Below are 15,578 nucleotides of genomic sequence, written 5' to 3' on the forward strand. Positions count from 1 at the left end.
AGAGGGACCGGTACATGACCGCCACCAGCTCGACCGAGACCGGCGAACGCCGCTTACCACCGTGGCTGCCTTACCTCTGGAAAGCGGGCATCCCGATCCTGGTCGCGGTGGTGGTGTACTTCCTACCGGTGCCCGACGGTGTCGAACCCACCGGGATGCGGATGCTCGGGATCTTCCTCGGGACCATTCTGGCGCTGATCCTGCAGCCGCTACCCACCGCCGCCGTGTCGATCATCGGCATGACCGCGGCCATGCTCACGAAAACCGAGACCGCCGCCAGAGCGCTCAACGGCTTCGCCAACACCACGGTGTGGCTGATCGTTGCGGCGTTCTTCATCGCCGAGGGGTTCCTCATCACCGGACTGGGCCGGCGGATCGCGCTGATGTTCGTCACCAGACTGGGGCGATCCACCCTGGGCCTGTCCTACGGGATGACGCTCACCGACCTGATCCTCGCGCCGGCGACGCCGTCGAACACCGCACGCTGCGGTGGTGTGGTGTTCCCGATCGTCGCATCGCTCAGCCACCTGGAGGACTCCTACCCCGAGCCCGAGGAATCACGTAAACGATTGGGCGCCTACCTGACTCTGACGGCGTTGCAGGTCAACGTGATCACCTCGGCAATGTTCGTCACCGCCATGGCAGGCAACCCGGTGGCTCAGGAGGCCGCCGGGAAACTGGGAATCGAAATCTCGTGGACGAGATGGGCCGTCGCCGCGATCGTGCCGGGAATCGTGAGCCTGATCGCCGTGCCGTGGGTGATGTCCAAGGTCTACCCACCCACCGTCACGAAAACACCCGAGGCGCCGCAACATGCCCGCGATCAACTACGCGAGGCCGGCCCCATGTCGGCCAAGGAATGGATCATGGCGGGCACCTTCGTCCTGCTGTTGCTGTTGTGGTGTCTCAGTGACCTGCTCGGGATCGACGCGACCACAGCGGCGTTCACCGGAATCGCGATCCTGCTCATCACGGGGGTGCTGTCTTGGAAGGACCTGGCCGACAACACCTCTGCGTGGAGCACACTGGTCTTCTTCGGGGTGCTGGTCGGGATGGCCAACGAGCTCAACGAACTCGGGGTGATCGACTGGATCGGTGACTCGGTGGCAGGCGCGGTCGGCTCACTGCCGTGGGTGATCGCCTTCGCGATCCTCACGCTGGTGTACTTCTACTCGCACTACCTGTTCGCCTCCAACACCGCCCACATCGTCGCGATGTATGCCGTCTTCGTCGGCGCGGCGATCGCCACCGGTGCGCCGGCGATGTTCTCGGCCTTGGTGTTCGGGTTCATCGGGAACCTGTTCGGCGGCCTGGCGCACTACTCGTCGGGGCCGGCCGGTGTCATCTACGGATCCGGATACATCAAGACCGCGGAGTTCTTCCGGATCGGTTTCACCATGAGCATCGTGATCATCCTGATCTGGACGATCATCGGCGGCGCGTGGATGAAGCTCATCGGCATCTGGTGAGCCTGTCGCCGAACGCAGAAGTGCCCCAAACCCGAAGGTTTGGGGCACTTTTCAGTCTGCTCGCGCGGAGCGGAAGAAGGGAAGGAGCCTTCGCTACTTCGCCTTTTCCAAAACCTCGACCAGCCGCCACCGCTTGGAGGCCGACAGGGGCCGGGTCTCCATCAGCGAGACGCGGTCGCCGATACCGGCGTCGCCGTTCTCGTCGTGCGCCTTGACCTTCTTGGTGGTCCGGATGATCTTGCCGTAGAGCGGGTGGCTCTTACGATCTTCCAGCTCGACCACGATGGTCTTCTGCATCTTGTCGCTGACCACGTAGCCGATGGCGGTCTTGCGACGGCCGCGCGGCGTCTCGGTGGCCGGCGTGTGCTTGGGGCCCTTGGTATCTGCCATTACGAATCCTCACCAACGGGTCCGGAAGCCAGACCCAACTCACGTTCACGCAGCACGGTGTAGACCCGTGCGATCTCCTGGCGCACAATGCGCAGCCGACGGTTGTTCGCCAGCTGACCGGTCGCCATCTGGAAGCGCAGGTTGAACAGCTCTTCCTTCGACTCGCGCAGCTTGTCCTTCAACTCGGTGTCGGACAGTTCGCGCAGTTCACCAGGCGTAGTTCCCACTGCCATCAGAACTGCTCCTCTCGACTCACGATGCGTGCCTTGATCGGCAACTTGTGGATTGCGCGAGTCAGAGCTTCCTTGGCGATCTTCTCATCCGGGTAGCTGATCTCGAACAAAATGCGTCCGGGCTTGACGTTGGCGATCCACCACTCCGGCGAACCCTTACCGGAACCCATGCGGGTCTCGGCGGGCTTCTTGGTCAGCGGGCGGTCCGGGAAGATGTTGATCCACACCTTGCCGCCACGCTTGATGTGCCGGTTGATGGCGATACGAGCGGACTCGATCTGCCGGTTGGTGATGTAGGCGTGACCGAGGGCCTGGATGCCGTAGTCACCGAAGCTCACCGACGTGCCGCCGCTGGCGATGCCACGCTGCCGTGGGTGGTGCTGCTTACGGTGCTTTACCTTGCGGGGAATCAGCATGATTAGTTCTCCGTGCTCTCAGCTGCGGGCGCCGAAGCTGCCGCGGCCTCGGTTGCGGCCGGTGCATCGTCTCCGGTCGCGGCGCGGCCGGCCTCGGTGCTCGTCGCCGTGGTGCCCGACGCACCGCTACGACGCGGCCGGGTGCCCGACGGACGCTCACGACGCGGCCGGTCACTGGCCGGCGCGGCGGCGGTGAGCTCACGCTTACCACCGACGATGTCGCCCTTGTAAATCCAGACCTTCACACCGATGCGGCCGAAGGTGGTCTTGGCCTCGTAGAGGCCGTAGTCGATGTCCGCACGCAGCGTGTGCAGCGGGACCCGACCCTCGCGGTAGAACTCCGAGCGGCTCATCTCAGCACCGCCGAGGCGGCCCGAGCACTGCACCCGGATGCCCTTGACGTTGGGCTGACGCATGGCCGACTGGATCGCCTTGCGCATCGCGCGGCGGAACGCCACGCGGTTGCTCAGCTGCTCGGCGACACCCTGGGCGACGAGCTGCGCCGTCGACTCAGGGTTCTTCACCTCGAGGATGTTCAGCTGAACCTGCTTGCCGGTCAGCTTCTCCAGGTCGGCGCGGATGCGGTCGGCCTCGGTGCCGCGGCGACCGATGACGATGCCGGGACGCGCGGTGTGGATGTCGACGCGGACCCGGTCCCGGGTGCGTTCGATCTCCACGTCGGCGATGCCGGCCCGCTCCAGGCCGGTGGCCAGCAGCTTGCGGATGGCAACGTCTTCCTTGACGTAGTCCTTGTACTGCTTGTCGGCGTACCAACGGGACTTCCACTCGGTGGTGATACCGAGCCGGAAGCCGTGGGGGTTGATCTTCTGGCCCACTACTCCGAGCCTCCCTTCGTCTCGGCCGTGCCCTTCGCAGCAGCAGCCTTGCTGCCCTGCGCACGACGGCTGCGCGCGGATGCGGCGGCCGCACCCTTTTGCTTGGGCGGACGGCTCTCAACGATCACCGTGATGTGGCTGGTGCGCTTGCGGATCCGGAACGCACGCCCCTGGGCACGCGGACGGATGCGCTTGGCGGTCGGACCCTCATCGGCGTGGATGGTCGCAACCACCAGCGTCGTCGGGTCCAGGCCCTCGTTGTTCTGCGCGTTGGCGGCAGCGCTCGCGATCACCTTGGCGACCGTCTCGCTGGCACCCTGCGGCGCCCACCGCAGGATGTCGAGGGCTTCCTCGACACTCTTGCCGCGGACCAGATCGATGACCCGGCGGGCCTTGCTGGCGGAGACGCGCACGAAGCGCGCCTTCGCCTGCGCTGACGGGTATTCAATGACTGTGGTACTCATCGCCGCTTGCTCTTCCGGTCGTCCTTGATGTGACCCTTGAAGGTTCGCGTCGGGGCGAATTCGCCGAGCTTGTGCCCGACCATCGCCTCGGTGACGAACACCGGGACATGCTTGCGGCCGTCATGCACCGCAAACGTGTGCCCGATGAAGTCGGGGAGGATGGTCGACCGACGCGACCAGGTCTTGATGACCTGTTTGGTGTTCTTCTCGTTCTGAACGTCGACCTTCTTGAGAAGATGGTCGTCGACGAACGGACCCTTTTTAAGACTACGAGGCATCGCTGCTACTCCTTCCGCGGCCTAGCGCTTCTTGCCGGTGCGCCGGCGACGGACGATGAGCTTGTCGCTCGGCTTGTTGGGCTTGCGGGTGCGGCCCTCAGGCTTACCCCACGGGCTGACCGGGTGGCGGCCACCGGAGGTCTTGCCTTCACCACCACCATGCGGGTGGTCAACCGGGTTCATCACGACACCACGGACGGTCGGGCGCTTGCCCTTCCACCGCATACGGCCGGCCTTACCCCAGTTGATGTTGGCCTGCTCGGCATTGCCCACCTCGCCGACGGTGGCGCGGCAGCGCACGTCGACGCGACGGATCTCACCGGACGGCATACGCAGCGAGGCGTAGGTGCCTTCCTTACCCAGCAGCTGGATGCTCACGCCGGCCGAACGGGCCAGCTTGGCACCGCCACCGGGCCGCAGCTCCACAGCGTGGATCACGGTGCCGGCGGGGATGTTGCGCAGCGGCAGGTTGTTGCCGGGTTTGATGTCGGCGTTAGGCCCCTGCTCGATGACGTCGCCCTGCTTCAGACCCTGCGGCGCGATGATGTAGCGCTTCTCGCCGTCCAGGTAGTGCAGCAGCGCGATGTTCGCGGTGCGGTTCGGGTCGTACTCGATGTGAGCGACCTTGGCGTTGACGCCGTCCTTGTCGTGGCGACGGAAGTCGATGAGGCGGTATGCGCGCTTGTGGCCGCCACCCTTGTGACGGGTGGTGATGCGGCCGTGCGCGTTACGCCCACCGGTGCCATGCAGCGGACGGATGAGCGACTTCTCCGGAGTCGAGCGAGTGATCTCGGCGAAATCGGAGACGCTCGAACCGCGACGACCCGGGGTCGTCGGCTTGTACTTGCGAATTCCCATATCAGTTAAATCCTCTTAGTTCCCGGCGTTACGCCGGGGCTCCGAACAATTCGATCGGCTTGCTGCCGGCGGCCAGGGTGACGATGGCACGCTTGGTGTCCTTGCGCTTACCGAAGCCCGAACGGGTGCGCTTGCGCTTGCCCTGCCGGTTGGCGGTGTTCACCGAACTCACCTTGACGTCGAAGATCTTCTCGATAGCGATCTTGATCTGCGTCTTGTTCGAATCCGGGTGCACGACGAACGTGTACACGTTGTCCTCGATCAGCCCGTACGACTTCTCCGAGATGACCGGGGCCAGGATGATGTCGCGGGGGTCGGTCACGGTAGCCATCAGGCCGACACCTCCTCTTTGGTATTCGCCGAGATGTACGCGTTCAGCGCCTCGACGCTGAACACCAGGTCGTCGGCATTGAGCACGTCGTAGGTGTTGAGCTGATCCGGCGAGATCACATGCACACCAGGCAGGTTGCGGACGCTCTTGAGCCCGACCTCATCGGTGCGGCCGATGATGATGAGAACCTTCTTGTTCTCGGTCAGCGAGCCCAGGAACGCCTTGGCGCTCTTGGTAGAGGGGGTCTGACCCTCGACCAGCTCGGTGATCGCGTGGATCCGCTCGTTGCGGGCCCGGTCCGAGAGCGCACCGCGCAGGGCGGCGGCGATCATCTTCTTCGGGGTCCGCTGGCTGTAGTCGCGCGGCTGCGGGCCGTGGACGACGCCACCACCGGTGAACTGCGGTGCACGGGTCGAGCCCTGACGCGCCCGACCGGTGCCCTTCTGCCGGTACGGCTTCTTGCCGCCACCGGAGACCATGGCGCGGGTCTTCGTCGCATGCGTGCCCTGACGCTTGGCCGCCAACTGAGCGTTGACCACCTGGTGCATCAGAGCGATGTTGGGCTCGACGTCGAACAGCGCGGCGGGCAGCTCGATGGAGCCGTCCTTCTTGCCTGCCGGCGTCTTCACATCAATTTTGAGAGTCATTACTTCTCGCCTCGCTTGATTGCGCTGCGGACAACCACCAGACCACCGTTGCGTCCGGGGATGGCGCCCTTGATCAACAGCACGCCGTTCTCGGCATCGACCTTGTGAACCTTGAGGTTCTGCGTGGTCACCCGATCGTGGCCCATGCGGCCCGACATCCGGGTGCCCTTGAACACGCGGCCCGGGGTGGCGCAGCCACCGATGGAGCCGGGGCGGCGGTGCACTGCCTGGGCGCCGTGCGAGGCGCCCTGGCCGGCGAAGCCGTGACGCTTCATGGTGCCGGCGAAGCCCTTGCCCTTGCTGGTGCCGGTCACGTCGACGTAAGCACCGTCGGCGAAGATCTCGGCGGTCAGCTCCTGGCCCACCTCGTACTCGGCGGCGGCAGCCTCGTCGACCCGAAGCTCAGCCAGGTGGCGGCGCGGGTTGACACCCGCGGCGGCGTACTGGCCGGTGACGGGCTTGTTGACCTTGCGCGGGCTGATCTCGCCATAGGCGAGCTGCACGGCGCTGTAGCCGTCGCGCTCGGGGGTACGGATAAGGGTCACCACGTTGGGGCCGGCCTTGACGACCGTCACCGGGACGACTTTGTTGTTCTCGTCGAACACCTGCGTCATGCCCAGCTTGGTGCCCAAAATGCCTTTTCTAGCCATTTTTCTCGGGTCTCCTACTGGATGTTGACGTCGACACTGGCCGGCAGGTCGATGCGCATGAGCGCGTCAACCGTCTTCGGCGTCGGGTCGAGGATGTCGATCAGTCGCTTGTGGGTGCGCATTTCGAAATGCTCCCGCGAGTCCTTGTACTTATGCGGCGACCGGATGACGCAGTAAATGTTCTTCTCGGTCGGCAACGGCACGGGGCCCACCACGCTGGCACCGGTACGGGTGACCGTCTCGACGATCTTGCGCGCCGAGGCATCAATGGCCTCATGGTCGTAGGCCTTGAGCCTGATGCGGATCTTCTGTCCCGCCACGCTTCTCCTACCTCTACTTCGTACATCGGCCGGCCGTATCGAAGCCTCGATGGGAAACCCACCGAAACCCGTCGGGCCTGGTCCCCGGCGCGGGTGCGCCGAGTATTGCCGCCGCTGTTTACCTGTCTGTGGTCCACCGGCCCCCGCGGTCGGGCGTGTCGCCTTCTCGCACACTTTCTCGCCCTGGAAATCAGTCGCGATCTAGTGTTGGGACCGGATGCGCCCGTGGGGGCGCGGGTCGGATGCCCGGCCAGGAATACCCGGCGCAAGGCAACCCGAACAGTATGCCTTAGATCCGGGCGTGCTCCAAATCCGCGATCGAGCAGGTCGGGGCCGGTCGACGCAACGGGGAAAAACGGCGTCCGGCTTCCGGATTTCCAGGCAGTATTCCTGCGCTCCGGCGACCGTGATCGCGTACGTAACGCCATGGCGGAAAAAGTCGCCCGCGGCGGCCACCACGTTACGGGCGGCGCGAGCCCAACCCTCCGCACCGAACTTACTCTTGAGTAAGGTTTGGCACATGACGCAGCCCAGCCCGACCTACAGAGCATGGAAGAAGTTGTCAGCGCTACCCGGCGGCAGCTGGGCGTTCTCCGCCGCGGCCATGGCCCGGGTGCCCTACTTCGCGTCGATCCTGCCGCACGTGGTGCGCATGGAACCGGGGCTGGCCGAGGTGACGGTGCCCAAATGGTTCTACGTCTACAACCACCTGCACACCGTGCACGCCATCGCGTCATGCAATGCCGCCGAGATGGCGATGGGCATGTTGATGGAGGCCACCGTGCCGACGACGCACCGCTGGATCCCCAAGGCGATGAACGTGCAGTACCTCGCGAAGGCGACCACCTCGTTGCGTGCCACCGCAGAGCTCGCACCGCCGGATTTCGGCGCGATCACCGAGGGCACCGACGTCGTGGTGCCCGTCAGCATCACCGACCGCAACGGCGTGGAAGTGGTGCACGCCGACATCACCACCTGGGTCACTCCGGCCTAGTCCAGGTAGGTGCCGTGCCCTTCGCGCACCAGGGCGCCGTCGAACAGCAGCACCTCATTGACCAGCCCGCCCCGCTGATTGCGGTAGTGGATCACCAGCGCCGACTCGCCGCGATAGGTGCCGAGCACCTCGAACTGCAGATCCGGCATGCCGGCCAGCGCCGTCGTCCAGTAATGACGTAATGCGTCCTTGCCCCGCACCACGCCACCGGTCTCGGGCAGCACGCGCGCGGCGACCGGTGAACTGAACACCACGTCGTCGTGGAAATGGGCCAGCACCGCCTCGACGTCGTGCGCGTTCCACGCACTCACCCACTCTTCGGCGAAGGCCTGCGGATCCGGTGTCGCCATCGAGTTCACTTCTCCCTCAGCCCCGCCCAGAACGGGCATTGATGAACGTGCGCATAGCCATTGTCGACGCGACTGCCATCGGCCTGCAACGACATTCGTGAGCCGTCGAACTCCGGCCAGCCCGGCTGGCCGTCGACCGCGGGATCACCGGTGCGCACGAAGGCGCTCCAGTAGTCGATCATCTGGTCCGAGAGCTGTTGCTGCGCCGGGTTCAACGGGGGCGCCCCGCCGACGTCGAACAGATAGCGAAGCTCCAGTGAGTGACTGGCCCCGACCGGGAAGGGCAGCGTCCGCATGACCTCCGGCGCCGGCGCGGAGCGGTCGTTGAACTCGTAGGCGTAGACCGGACCGGTACGGGACAGCTCACCGGCCATCCGGTCCGACACACAGGCAAACGCACCGTCGGTAACGGCCGCCGAATATGCCTGCGCCACACCGCCATAGCGATCAATCGGGTAATGCACCCCGACGGCCGCGGCATCGGCGCCGAAGGTCTCGGACAGTAGCCGCGGGTAATCCTCGGTGGTGTAGCGCTGCCCCTCCCGCAGATAGCGCAACGCCACGAAGAGCGTGAACTCATCACGGGTGGTGCCGATCAACACCGGCACCGCTTCGGCCCCACCTGATCCGAACGCCGCCAACGGGGCTTGGGGGATCAATGCCGATCCGGTGACCGGACCGGTCAGCTCGTCACTGCCGATATTGAAGTACCACACCGGTTTTCGCAGACCATCCACGGGAAGTGCCCGCAGGCAGGTACCAGCGGTCGCGGGGTCAGGACATCCGGCGGCGGCCGCGTAATCGAGCGACCGGCGGGTCGCTGCGGGGAGATCGGTCTGTGCCTGACACGGGGCGCTCATCAGTATCGCGGCGCGGAACAACCCCGCCGAGCCCGGCGACACCAGATGATCACACACTGACATGCCGCCCGCGGATTCACCGGCGACAGTGACCTTTTCCGGATCGCCGCCGAAGTCGGCGATGTTGTCCCGCACCCACCGCAGCGCCGCCTGCTGGTCGGCCAGACCGTAGTTTCCGACGTCCCCACCGGCCCCCAGGGCCGGGTGCGCGAGGAAGCCCAGGGTGCCGAGCCGGTAGTTGACCGTGACCACGACGATGTCGCCGCGCGCGGCCAGCCGTCCCGCGTCGTAGATGCCACTGCTGCCGCCGGCGAACGCGCCGCCGTGGATCCACACCATGACGGGGCGCAACTCATCCGAGACCGGCGGTGTCCAGACGTTCAGGCTCAGGCAGTCCTCGGCCGTGTTGGCGCCGCGTTCGGGATCTGAATCGGGGTCCTGGATGCACCGCGGGCCGGGGCGGGTGGCGTCGCGCTCCCCCGGCCATCCCGGCGCGGGAGCCGGCGCGGCGAACCGCATCGCACCCACCGGCGCGGCGGCGTACGGAATCCCGGCGAACAACCGATGGTCGGATACCACTGCGCCGCGCAAGGTTCCGGCCGCGGTCTGGACCAGCGCCGGGTCCGACCCCTGAGCGTGGCCCTGTGGATGGCCGGGCGTCACCGCCTGCCCGCCACCGCGCACACAGCCTGCAACCAGCATCGCCAGCATTGCCAGCAACGCGACGGCGCACCGCCCTGACCGCATGGCAGTGAGCGTACGGGCCCGATCGGAAAAATCCTCTCCCTTACGTGGCGGCGACCACATATGGTGGCAGTTGACACCCGTCAAGTACCGGTCACGTGAGGAGTCTGTATGAGCGCGCCGACGATGGACGACGCCGCGAAGGTGCTCGCCGACCCGACGGCTTATGCCGACGACGCGCGCCTGCACACCGCGCTGACCCATCTGCGCGCGAACAATCCGGTGGCCTGGGTGGACAACGCGCCCTACCGTCCCTTCTGGGCGATCACCAGACACGCCGACATCATGGCCGTCGAGCGGGACAACGACCTGTTCATCAGCGAGCCACGGCCATTGCTGGCCACCGCGGCGGCCGACGACCTCGCCAAGCAACAGCTCGAGGCCGGCATGGGCCTGCGCACGCTGATCCACATGGACGATCCGCACCACCGCAAGGTTCGGGCGATCGGTGCAGATTGGTTCCGCCCCAAGGCAATGCGTGACCTCAAGGTCCGCGTCGACGAGCTCGCCAAACGCTATGTCGACAAGATGCGCGACATCGGACCCGAATGCGATTTCGTCACCGCGATCGCCGTCGACTTCCCGCTCTACGTGATCATGTCGCTGCTCGGGCTGCCCGAGGACGACTTCGCTCGCATGCACATGCTGACCCAGGAGATGTTCGGCGGCGACGACGAGGAGTACCAGCGCGGCAAGTCCCTGGAGGACGGCCTGGCGGTTCTGCTGGATTTCTTCGCCTACTTCTCGTCGCTGACCGCGTCGCGTCGCGCCAACCCGACCGAGGATCTGGCCTCGGCCATCGCCAACGGCACGATCGACGAGGAGCCGCTGTCCGATGTCGATACCGCGTCTTACTACGTCATCGTCGCCAGCGCAGGCCACGACACCACCAAGGACGCCATCTCCGGCGGATTGCATGCGCTCATCGAGAATCCGGACCAGCTGGCCAGACTGAAGGCACAGCCCGAGCTGATGGGCACGGCGGTCGAGGAGATGATCCGGTGGTCCACCCCGGTCAAGGAGTTCATGCGTACCGCCACGGCCGACACCACCGTGCGCGGCGTGCCGATCGCCAAGGGCGACTCCGTGTACCTGGCCTATGTTTCCGGCAACCGTGACGAGGAAGTGTTCGACGCCCCGCACCGCTTCGACGTCGGGCGGGATCCGAACAAGCACTTGGCATTCGGATACGGCGTGCACTTCTGTCTCGGCGCGGCTCTGGCCAGGATGGAGATGAACAGCTTGTTCACCGAGCTGTTGAGACGGCTCGACTCCATCGAATTGGCCGGAACGCCACAGCTTTCCGCGACCACGTTCGTCGGCGGACTCAAGCACCTGCCGGTTCGCTACTCGTTGCGTTGAGGCGACGCCGTGGACCGGCGGTGGGTGGCCAGAAAGCCGTCCACCGCGGCCCGCACGCACGTGGTGTGGTCGAAGTCCGAAAACGTGGTGAGCTTGCCCAACACGATCGGGCCGAGCAGCAGTGCGGCAGCCTGCGTGCGATCCACCTCGCCGAGTTCGGCCATGGCTTCGGGGCTGTCGAAGATCGCCTCGAACGGCGCCGCGTAGTGCTCGGCCACCCGATCGCGCAGGGTCCGCACCTCGGCGCTGTCGCCCGTCCGCGGGGGCGGTTGCTCGATGTCGCCGCCCAGCGCCAGCCATGACATGGCGGTGATACTGATCGGCGCCTCGGCGATCGAGTCAGCCTGCGCCTGGACCAGCCCGATCAGACGGTCACGCAGCGAGCCATCCTCCGGCGGCATCGGCGCGGCCGGGATGAGTGCTCGAAATGCCGCTGCCAGCAGGTCATTTCCGCTCGGAAAGTGCCGATACAACGTCGCCCTGGCCACGTTCGCCGCCCTGGTGACCGCGTCGACGGTGACCGCGCTGGGCCCGCCTGATCGCAACAGCGCGGTCGCCGCCTCCAGCAGCCGGGCCCGGGACCGGGCCGGGCGCGGGTCACCGTTTTCGGCAGTCATTCGCCGTCCCACCTCCACCAAACACGCCTACCGTTCCGCCACGAGGCTAACGGTCCCAACTCAGATCGCGAGGAACTCCGCGGCCCGATGACCGATCATGGCAATGGTCGCGTGCGGGCCGCGACTGGTGATGGCCGGCATGATCGACCCGTCCACGACCCATAGGCCCTCGACTCCCAGCACCCGGCAGGTCGGATCGAGTACCGCGTCGGGCCCGGTTCCCATGGGCGCGGTCCCGGCCAGATGCTGCGATGTCGACCACGACGCATCACCGACTTTCGCTGTGTGACTTATCAATTCACGGGCCAGATCGGCACCCCGGCGGAGTGCGTCGACATCCTCTGCCACCGTGTCGTAGCGGTGCTGGATGACCGGCGCCACCGTCGGATCGGCCGACGCCAACCGGACCCGACCGCGCGAGTGTGGTCGCATCAGGGCCACACCCAGGTGCGGGAGTTCGGCGGGATCATGTCCGGGCCCGTGCACCATGGCGGCGAAACCGGCCGTGTACGGGCGAACCTCGATACCGTCGGCCGTGGTGAGCACGGCCTCCAACGGGGGCAGATCATGCGTGGCCACCCAGGAGACCGGGAGTACCCATTCCGGATGGTCGACGGTGCGCATGCCCACCGGCAGGCCGGCCACCACCTCGACATCGAGGGCCTCGAGATCGGACGGTGGCCCGACACCGGACAGCAGCAACAGGTGCGCTGACCCAATTGCACCAGAACACAGCACGATTCGGTCAGCGCGGAGAACCGCACCGTCATCGCACCGGACCCCGACGGCCCGGTTCGCGCGGAACAACACCTGATGAACCCGGGTGTCGGTGTGCATCTCGAGGTTGGGTCGCTCCAGCGCCGGTTTCAGGTACGCACCGCCCGGCCCAACCCTGGTCCCGCCGTTGATGTTCAACGGAACCGCCCCGACCCCGGCGGGCAGCGCCGCGCCGGCATCCGAGCCGTTCAGGTCCTCGATCCAACCGAACCCGGATCTGGTGGCGGCGTCGACGAATGACGCTGTGCAACCGTCGAATTCGCGCACCCGCCGAACCGTGATCGGGCCGCTGCCACCATGGAGTGCGGTGTCGAAATCCAGATCCGACTCGATGGCGCGGAAATGGGGTAGCACATCCCGCCAACCCCAGCCCGGTACCGCCCAGGTGTCGAAGTCTGTGGGCAACCCCCGGCAGAAGTAGCCGCCGTTGACCGCCCCGGAACCACCCACGACCGACCCGCGGATGATCTCGGTGTGCCTCGGCGGGTTCTCCGTCAGCACCGACGCGTAGTGGCGCACCACCGAGCTGGCCGTCCCGATCGGCAGCCGCAGACCGTCGGTGATCTGCGCCTCCACCCGCGGGTCACTGGGCCCCGGACCAGCCTCGACGACGGTGACGTTGCAGCCGGGATCGCTGGAAAGCCGTTCAGCCAGAATTGATCCGGCGCTTCCGGCGCCGACGATCAGGACGTCCCGCACGCGAGGAGGACAAGATGGCAGTTGCAACTGGCTTTAGCTCCGCAGCTGCGGCTTGAGCGCGCCCAGCTGGCGTTCCCGCACCACCCCGGTCCACAAGCCGATCCCATAGGCCAGGTCGTCCAGACGCTTCAGCAGAATATGGGCCAGCAGGCCCACCGGTTTGGTGTCGTCGTCGGCGTTGCCGCGCCGGCTCGCCCAGTCGACCACGCCGTCGAGTACCGCGGCCACCAGCACCGCGTGTCTGGCTCGCCGGAAAAACAGGGCGGCGATCAGGGCCACCGGCCAGTAGTGCCGGCAGATCGCCGAACACAGCTGCAGAGCCGCCGACCACAACCCGCGCGCGGTCACCGCGGCAACCTCGGTGGGCTCGGTGTCGACGGTACTGAGGGAGCGTGCGATGCGCCGGCCGGTGAAGATCGCGATCACCACGGAGCCCAGGTATCCGACGTACGACCCCATGGCCAGGAACAGCCACACCATCAACGTCCACCCGGAGATCACCACAGGGGCGGTCTTGCCCGGGTGCCGGACACTCAACGGCGCCGCCGAAGTGCCGTAGAAAGCCTTGCGGTTGAACCACTCTCGTAAATCGGTCCGGTGGTCGTGCGCCACCAGCGCGATCGGCTCGTACCGTAGCCGGGCCCCGGACTCGACCAGCCGCCAGCAGAGATCGACATCCTCACCGGACTGCATGGTCTCGTCGAACCCACCCACCGCGGCCAGCGCCGACCGCCGGCAGATGATGGCCGCACTCGGCACGTACGACACCGGGCCGTAGGGCACCACCGGTGCCTCACGCACTCCGAGATCCAACGACGAACGAACGGCCTCGTACCGCGCCACCACATTGTCGGCCGTGTGCAGTCCGACGATGCGGGGCGCAACCAGCGCCACCGCCGGGTCGCAGAAGTGTCCGAGCAATGCCTCCAGCCACCCGCGCCGCGGCACCACATCGGAATCCAGGAACGCCACGAAATCGGTCTCGGACGCGGCCATGCCGGTGTTGCGCGCGGCCGCCGGACCGTTGCTGCGGAGGTGCCGGAGCACCTGCACATCGCAGTGCATCCCGGCGAACTCCGATTGCGCGACGGGAACCGCCGATCCGTCGTCGACCACGATCACCCGCAGGCCCCGCAGCGCTGCGATCAATCGGTGCAGACCGGATACGTTGTCGCGCACCGGGATAACGACCGTCACGTCGCGGTGCGACGGCCCGCTGGGCGGACGAGGATGGGCGACCGTGGCGTCGAGCAAAGTCCGTGCCAGTTGTGCGCTCTGCGCATCATGCACTTCCAGGCGGCCACCGTTGAGCATGGTCTGCGCCGTCGGCGCCAACCGCAGCAACCGGGTCGGTGACCCGCCGAGCAGCGCCGCGCCGGCCCCGAGCACCTTGACACGGCGATCCACCTGGACGGCAAAACCGTCGGGCAGCCTCGGTCCGGTCATGTCAGCAATCCGTTCCGGTCCGGCTGCCATCGCTTCATCCGGCGGGCGGAGCCGTTGACCATTTCAGCAAAGATACGCTCCCCCTCGGCGGCCGTGGCGGTTGTCGGGTCACCGAGCACTCCGACTTCGCTGACCGCTGCGATCCCGCCACTGCGCATCGCAGGCATCAGCTCGGCCAATGGGGCGGTGTTCCCCGCAGTCAGGTCGTCGGTCCAGACATCGCCGGGCGAAATATGTAGCAATACAGATGTTTCGGTATGCCCCGCGTGTGCGTCGGCACCCGCGGCGATGCATGGAACCCAGCCAACGTCGCGGCCCTCCTGGCGCAACAGGGCGACCGCTCCGGCCAGCGCCTCGACATTCCCCCCGTGACCATTGACGAAGACGAGTTTCGACGCCCAGCTCGACGCGGAGCGTCCGTACTCCACCAGCAACGACCGCAAAGCGGCGGTGCCGATCGACACCGTGCCGGGGAACCCCTCGTGCTCGCCACTGGCGCCGTAGTGGACGGGCGGCGCGACCATCCAGTCACCGTCCGGGCCGCCGTCGAGTTGCTCGAGAACCCCGTGGGCGACGGCCGCAGCGATACGCGTGTCGGTGTCCAGGGGCAGGTGCGGACCATGTTGCTCGGTAGAGCCCACCGGGATGATCAACATTGGCGACACGCTGCGTAGCTGTCTCGACGTTGAGTTCCCGAGCCCGCTGGGGAAAGCCACGTGCCGATCGTAGGCCGAATTCACCTACTGTGCGCCAATTGTTGGAGCACGGGCAGCAATTGATTTGCCTTAGCTTTCCCGACACGGGCCGTGAGCATCACGTACGTCTCTCCTGCCACCC

At 66.4% G+C, this 15,578-nt stretch carries 20 protein-coding genes; 3 read left to right on the forward strand and 17 right to left on the reverse strand.

The window, feature by feature from the left end; translation table 11 throughout:
- Nucleotides 1-14 precede the first annotated feature (14 nt).
- On the forward strand, nucleotides 15-1,469 hold the full coding sequence (locus ACWEFV_RS18985; RefSeq protein ID WP_450071282.1) for a DASS family sodium-coupled anion symporter: 1,455 nt from the start codon (nucleotides 15-17) through the stop codon (nucleotides 1,467-1,469).
- Between the two features lie 93 nt (nucleotides 1,470-1,562).
- Here ACWEFV_RS18985 and rpsQ read toward each other — a convergent pair whose 3' ends face one another.
- Genes rpsQ through rpsJ form a run of 11 tightly spaced genes read right to left on the reverse strand, consistent with a single transcriptional unit; the run spans nucleotide 1,563 to nucleotide 6,892 of the window.
- Nucleotides 1,563-1,859 carry a 30S ribosomal protein S17 gene (rpsQ, locus tag ACWEFV_RS18990; protein WP_044516145.1) on the reverse strand — a complete coding sequence of 99 codons (297 nt, stop codon included), beginning with the start codon at nucleotides 1,857-1,859 and terminating at the stop codon, nucleotides 1,563-1,565.
- Nucleotides 1,859-2,092: a 50S ribosomal protein L29 gene (rpmC, locus tag ACWEFV_RS18995; protein WP_090424620.1), complete on the reverse strand. Its 234-nt coding sequence runs from the start codon at nucleotides 2,090-2,092 to the stop codon at nucleotides 1,859-1,861. The genes rpsQ and rpmC overlap by 1 nt, the downstream gene beginning before the upstream one ends.
- Nucleotides 2,092-2,508: a 50S ribosomal protein L16 gene (gene rplP, locus ACWEFV_RS19000; protein ID WP_036441254.1), complete on the reverse strand. Its 417-nt coding sequence runs from the start codon at nucleotides 2,506-2,508 to the stop codon at nucleotides 2,092-2,094. Before rplP ends, rpmC begins: the two co-directional genes overlap by 1 nt.
- 2 nt (nucleotides 2,509-2,510) lie before the next feature.
- A complete protein-coding gene (gene rpsC / locus ACWEFV_RS19005; RefSeq protein ID WP_135452880.1) occupies nucleotides 2,511-3,344 on the reverse strand; it encodes a 30S ribosomal protein S3 in 834 nt (277 codons plus the stop codon).
- Nucleotides 3,344-3,808: a 50S ribosomal protein L22 gene (gene rplV, locus ACWEFV_RS19010; RefSeq protein ID WP_135452879.1), complete on the reverse strand. Its 465-nt coding sequence runs from the start codon at nucleotides 3,806-3,808 to the stop codon at nucleotides 3,344-3,346. Before rplV ends, rpsC begins: the two co-directional genes overlap by 1 nt.
- Nucleotides 3,805-4,086, reverse strand: coding sequence for a 30S ribosomal protein S19 (rpsS, locus tag ACWEFV_RS19015; protein WP_003883480.1), 282 nt, complete (start codon nucleotides 4,084-4,086; stop codon nucleotides 3,805-3,807). Before rpsS ends, rplV begins: the two co-directional genes overlap by 4 nt.
- A 21-nt stretch (nucleotides 4,087-4,107) precedes the next feature.
- A complete protein-coding gene (gene rplB / locus ACWEFV_RS19020) occupies nucleotides 4,108-4,944 on the reverse strand; it encodes a 50S ribosomal protein L2 (RefSeq protein WP_044516133.1) in 837 nt (278 codons plus the stop codon).
- Between the two features lie 28 nt (nucleotides 4,945-4,972).
- Nucleotides 4,973-5,275, reverse strand: coding sequence for a 50S ribosomal protein L23 (rplW, locus tag ACWEFV_RS19025; protein WP_064885135.1), 303 nt, complete (start codon nucleotides 5,273-5,275; stop codon nucleotides 4,973-4,975).
- Nucleotides 5,275-5,922, reverse strand: coding sequence for a 50S ribosomal protein L4 (gene rplD, locus ACWEFV_RS19030; protein WP_135452878.1), 648 nt, complete (start codon nucleotides 5,920-5,922; stop codon nucleotides 5,275-5,277). Before rplD ends, rplW begins: the two co-directional genes overlap by 1 nt.
- The gene (gene rplC, locus ACWEFV_RS19035) at nucleotides 5,922-6,572 is read right to left on the reverse strand and encodes a 50S ribosomal protein L3 (protein ID WP_044516127.1); all 651 of its coding nucleotides are present in this window, start codon (nucleotides 6,570-6,572) and stop codon (nucleotides 5,922-5,924) included. The genes rplD and rplC overlap by 1 nt, the downstream gene beginning before the upstream one ends.
- A gap of 14 nt (nucleotides 6,573-6,586) precedes the next feature.
- Complete coding sequence (gene rpsJ, locus ACWEFV_RS19040) at nucleotides 6,587-6,892, reverse strand: 30S ribosomal protein S10 (RefSeq protein WP_003925843.1); 306 nt, start codon at nucleotides 6,890-6,892, stop codon at nucleotides 6,587-6,589.
- Nucleotides 6,893-7,412: 520 nt separating this feature from the next.
- Between rpsJ and ACWEFV_RS19045 the strand changes: the two genes are divergently transcribed.
- A complete protein-coding gene (locus ACWEFV_RS19045) occupies nucleotides 7,413-7,886 on the forward strand; it encodes a hotdog fold domain-containing protein (RefSeq protein WP_167857742.1) in 474 nt (157 codons plus the stop codon).
- On the opposite strand, the gene ACWEFV_RS19050 is transcribed toward ACWEFV_RS19045, so the two are convergent.
- The gene (locus ACWEFV_RS19050; protein ID WP_135452877.1) at nucleotides 7,883-8,236 is read right to left on the reverse strand and encodes a nuclear transport factor 2 family protein; all 354 of its coding nucleotides are present in this window, start codon (nucleotides 8,234-8,236) and stop codon (nucleotides 7,883-7,885) included. The genes ACWEFV_RS19045 and ACWEFV_RS19050 overlap by 4 nt on opposite strands.
- Nucleotides 8,237-8,241: 5 nt before the next feature.
- On the reverse strand, nucleotides 8,242-9,843 hold the full coding sequence (locus ACWEFV_RS19055) for a carboxylesterase/lipase family protein (RefSeq protein ID WP_450071283.1): 1,602 nt from the start codon (nucleotides 9,841-9,843) through the stop codon (nucleotides 8,242-8,244).
- Between the two features lie 108 nt (nucleotides 9,844-9,951).
- Between ACWEFV_RS19055 and ACWEFV_RS19060 the strand changes: the two genes are divergently transcribed.
- Complete coding sequence (locus ACWEFV_RS19060) at nucleotides 9,952-11,202, forward strand: cytochrome P450 (protein WP_450071284.1); 1,251 nt, start codon at nucleotides 9,952-9,954, stop codon at nucleotides 11,200-11,202.
- Here ACWEFV_RS19060 and ACWEFV_RS19065 read toward each other — a convergent pair.
- From ACWEFV_RS19065 to mftE, 4 genes are read right to left on the reverse strand one after another with little or no spacing between them, the layout of a single operon-like run.
- A complete protein-coding gene (locus tag ACWEFV_RS19065; RefSeq protein ID WP_135452874.1) occupies nucleotides 11,187-11,819 on the reverse strand; it encodes a TetR/AcrR family transcriptional regulator in 633 nt (210 codons plus the stop codon). The two genes, ACWEFV_RS19060 and ACWEFV_RS19065, sit on opposite strands and share 16 nt — an antisense overlap.
- A 60-nt stretch (nucleotides 11,820-11,879) precedes the next feature.
- Entirely contained in the window at nucleotides 11,880-13,295 is a 1,416-nt protein-coding gene (gene mftG, locus ACWEFV_RS19070) for a mycofactocin dehydrogenase MftG (RefSeq protein WP_450071285.1), read from the reverse strand.
- 33 nt (nucleotides 13,296-13,328) lie between these two features.
- On the reverse strand, nucleotides 13,329-14,741 hold the full coding sequence (gene mftF / locus ACWEFV_RS19075) for a mycofactocin biosynthesis glycosyltransferase MftF (RefSeq protein ID WP_450071286.1): 1,413 nt from the start codon (nucleotides 14,739-14,741) through the stop codon (nucleotides 13,329-13,331).
- On the reverse strand, nucleotides 14,738-15,481 hold the full coding sequence (mftE, locus tag ACWEFV_RS19080; RefSeq protein WP_450071287.1) for a mycofactocin biosynthesis peptidyl-dipeptidase MftE: 744 nt from the start codon (nucleotides 15,479-15,481) through the stop codon (nucleotides 14,738-14,740). The genes mftF and mftE overlap by 4 nt, the downstream gene beginning before the upstream one ends.
- Nucleotides 15,482-15,578: the final 97 nt, after the last annotated feature.

It is taken from the genome of Mycobacterium sp. NPDC004974 (genome assembly GCF_053600815.1).

What these genes read in the sequence shown, in the direction of transcription:
- ACWEFV_RS18985 (WP_450071282.1), top strand. Translation starts at nt 15, where the DNA reads ATGACCGCCACCAGCTCGACCGAGACCGGCGAACGCCGCTTACCACCG.
- rpsQ (WP_044516145.1), bottom strand. Translation starts at nt 1,859, where the DNA reads ATGGCAGATACCAAGGGCCCCAAGCACACGCCGGCCACCGAGACGCCG.
- rpmC (WP_090424620.1), bottom strand. Translation starts at nt 2,092, where the DNA reads ATGGCAGTGGGAACTACGCCTGGTGAACTGCGCGAACTGTCCGACACC.
- rplP (WP_036441254.1), bottom strand. Translation starts at nt 2,508, where the DNA reads ATGCTGATTCCCCGCAAGGTAAAGCACCGTAAGCAGCACCACCCACGG.
- rplV (WP_135452879.1), bottom strand. Translation starts at nt 3,808, where the DNA reads ATGAGTACCACAGTCATTGAATACCCGTCAGCGCAGGCGAAGGCGCGC.
- rpsS (WP_003883480.1), bottom strand. Translation starts at nt 4,086, where the DNA reads ATGCCTCGTAGTCTTAAAAAGGGTCCGTTCGTCGACGACCATCTTCTC.
- rplB (WP_044516133.1), bottom strand. Translation starts at nt 4,944, where the DNA reads ATGGGAATTCGCAAGTACAAGCCGACGACCCCGGGTCGTCGCGGTTCG.
- rplW (WP_064885135.1), bottom strand. Translation starts at nt 5,275, where the DNA reads ATGGCTACCGTGACCGACCCCCGCGACATCATCCTGGCCCCGGTCATC.
- rplD (WP_135452878.1), bottom strand. Translation starts at nt 5,922, where the DNA reads ATGACTCTCAAAATTGATGTGAAGACGCCGGCAGGCAAGAAGGACGGC.
- rplC (WP_044516127.1), bottom strand. Translation starts at nt 6,572, where the DNA reads ATGGCTAGAAAAGGCATTTTGGGCACCAAGCTGGGCATGACGCAGGTG.
- ACWEFV_RS19045 (WP_167857742.1), top strand. Translation starts at nt 7,413, where the DNA reads ATGACGCAGCCCAGCCCGACCTACAGAGCATGGAAGAAGTTGTCAGCG.
- ACWEFV_RS19050 (WP_135452877.1), bottom strand. Translation starts at nt 8,236, where the DNA reads ATGGCGACACCGGATCCGCAGGCCTTCGCCGAAGAGTGGGTGAGTGCG.
- ACWEFV_RS19055 (WP_450071283.1), bottom strand. Translation starts at nt 9,843, where the DNA reads ATGCGGTCAGGGCGGTGCGCCGTCGCGTTGCTGGCAATGCTGGCGATG.
- ACWEFV_RS19060 (WP_450071284.1), top strand. Translation starts at nt 9,952, where the DNA reads ATGAGCGCGCCGACGATGGACGACGCCGCGAAGGTGCTCGCCGACCCG.
- ACWEFV_RS19065 (WP_135452874.1), bottom strand. Translation starts at nt 11,819, where the DNA reads ATGACTGCCGAAAACGGTGACCCGCGCCCGGCCCGGTCCCGGGCCCGG.
- mftF (WP_450071286.1), bottom strand. Translation starts at nt 14,741, where the DNA reads ATGACCGGACCGAGGCTGCCCGACGGTTTTGCCGTCCAGGTGGATCGC.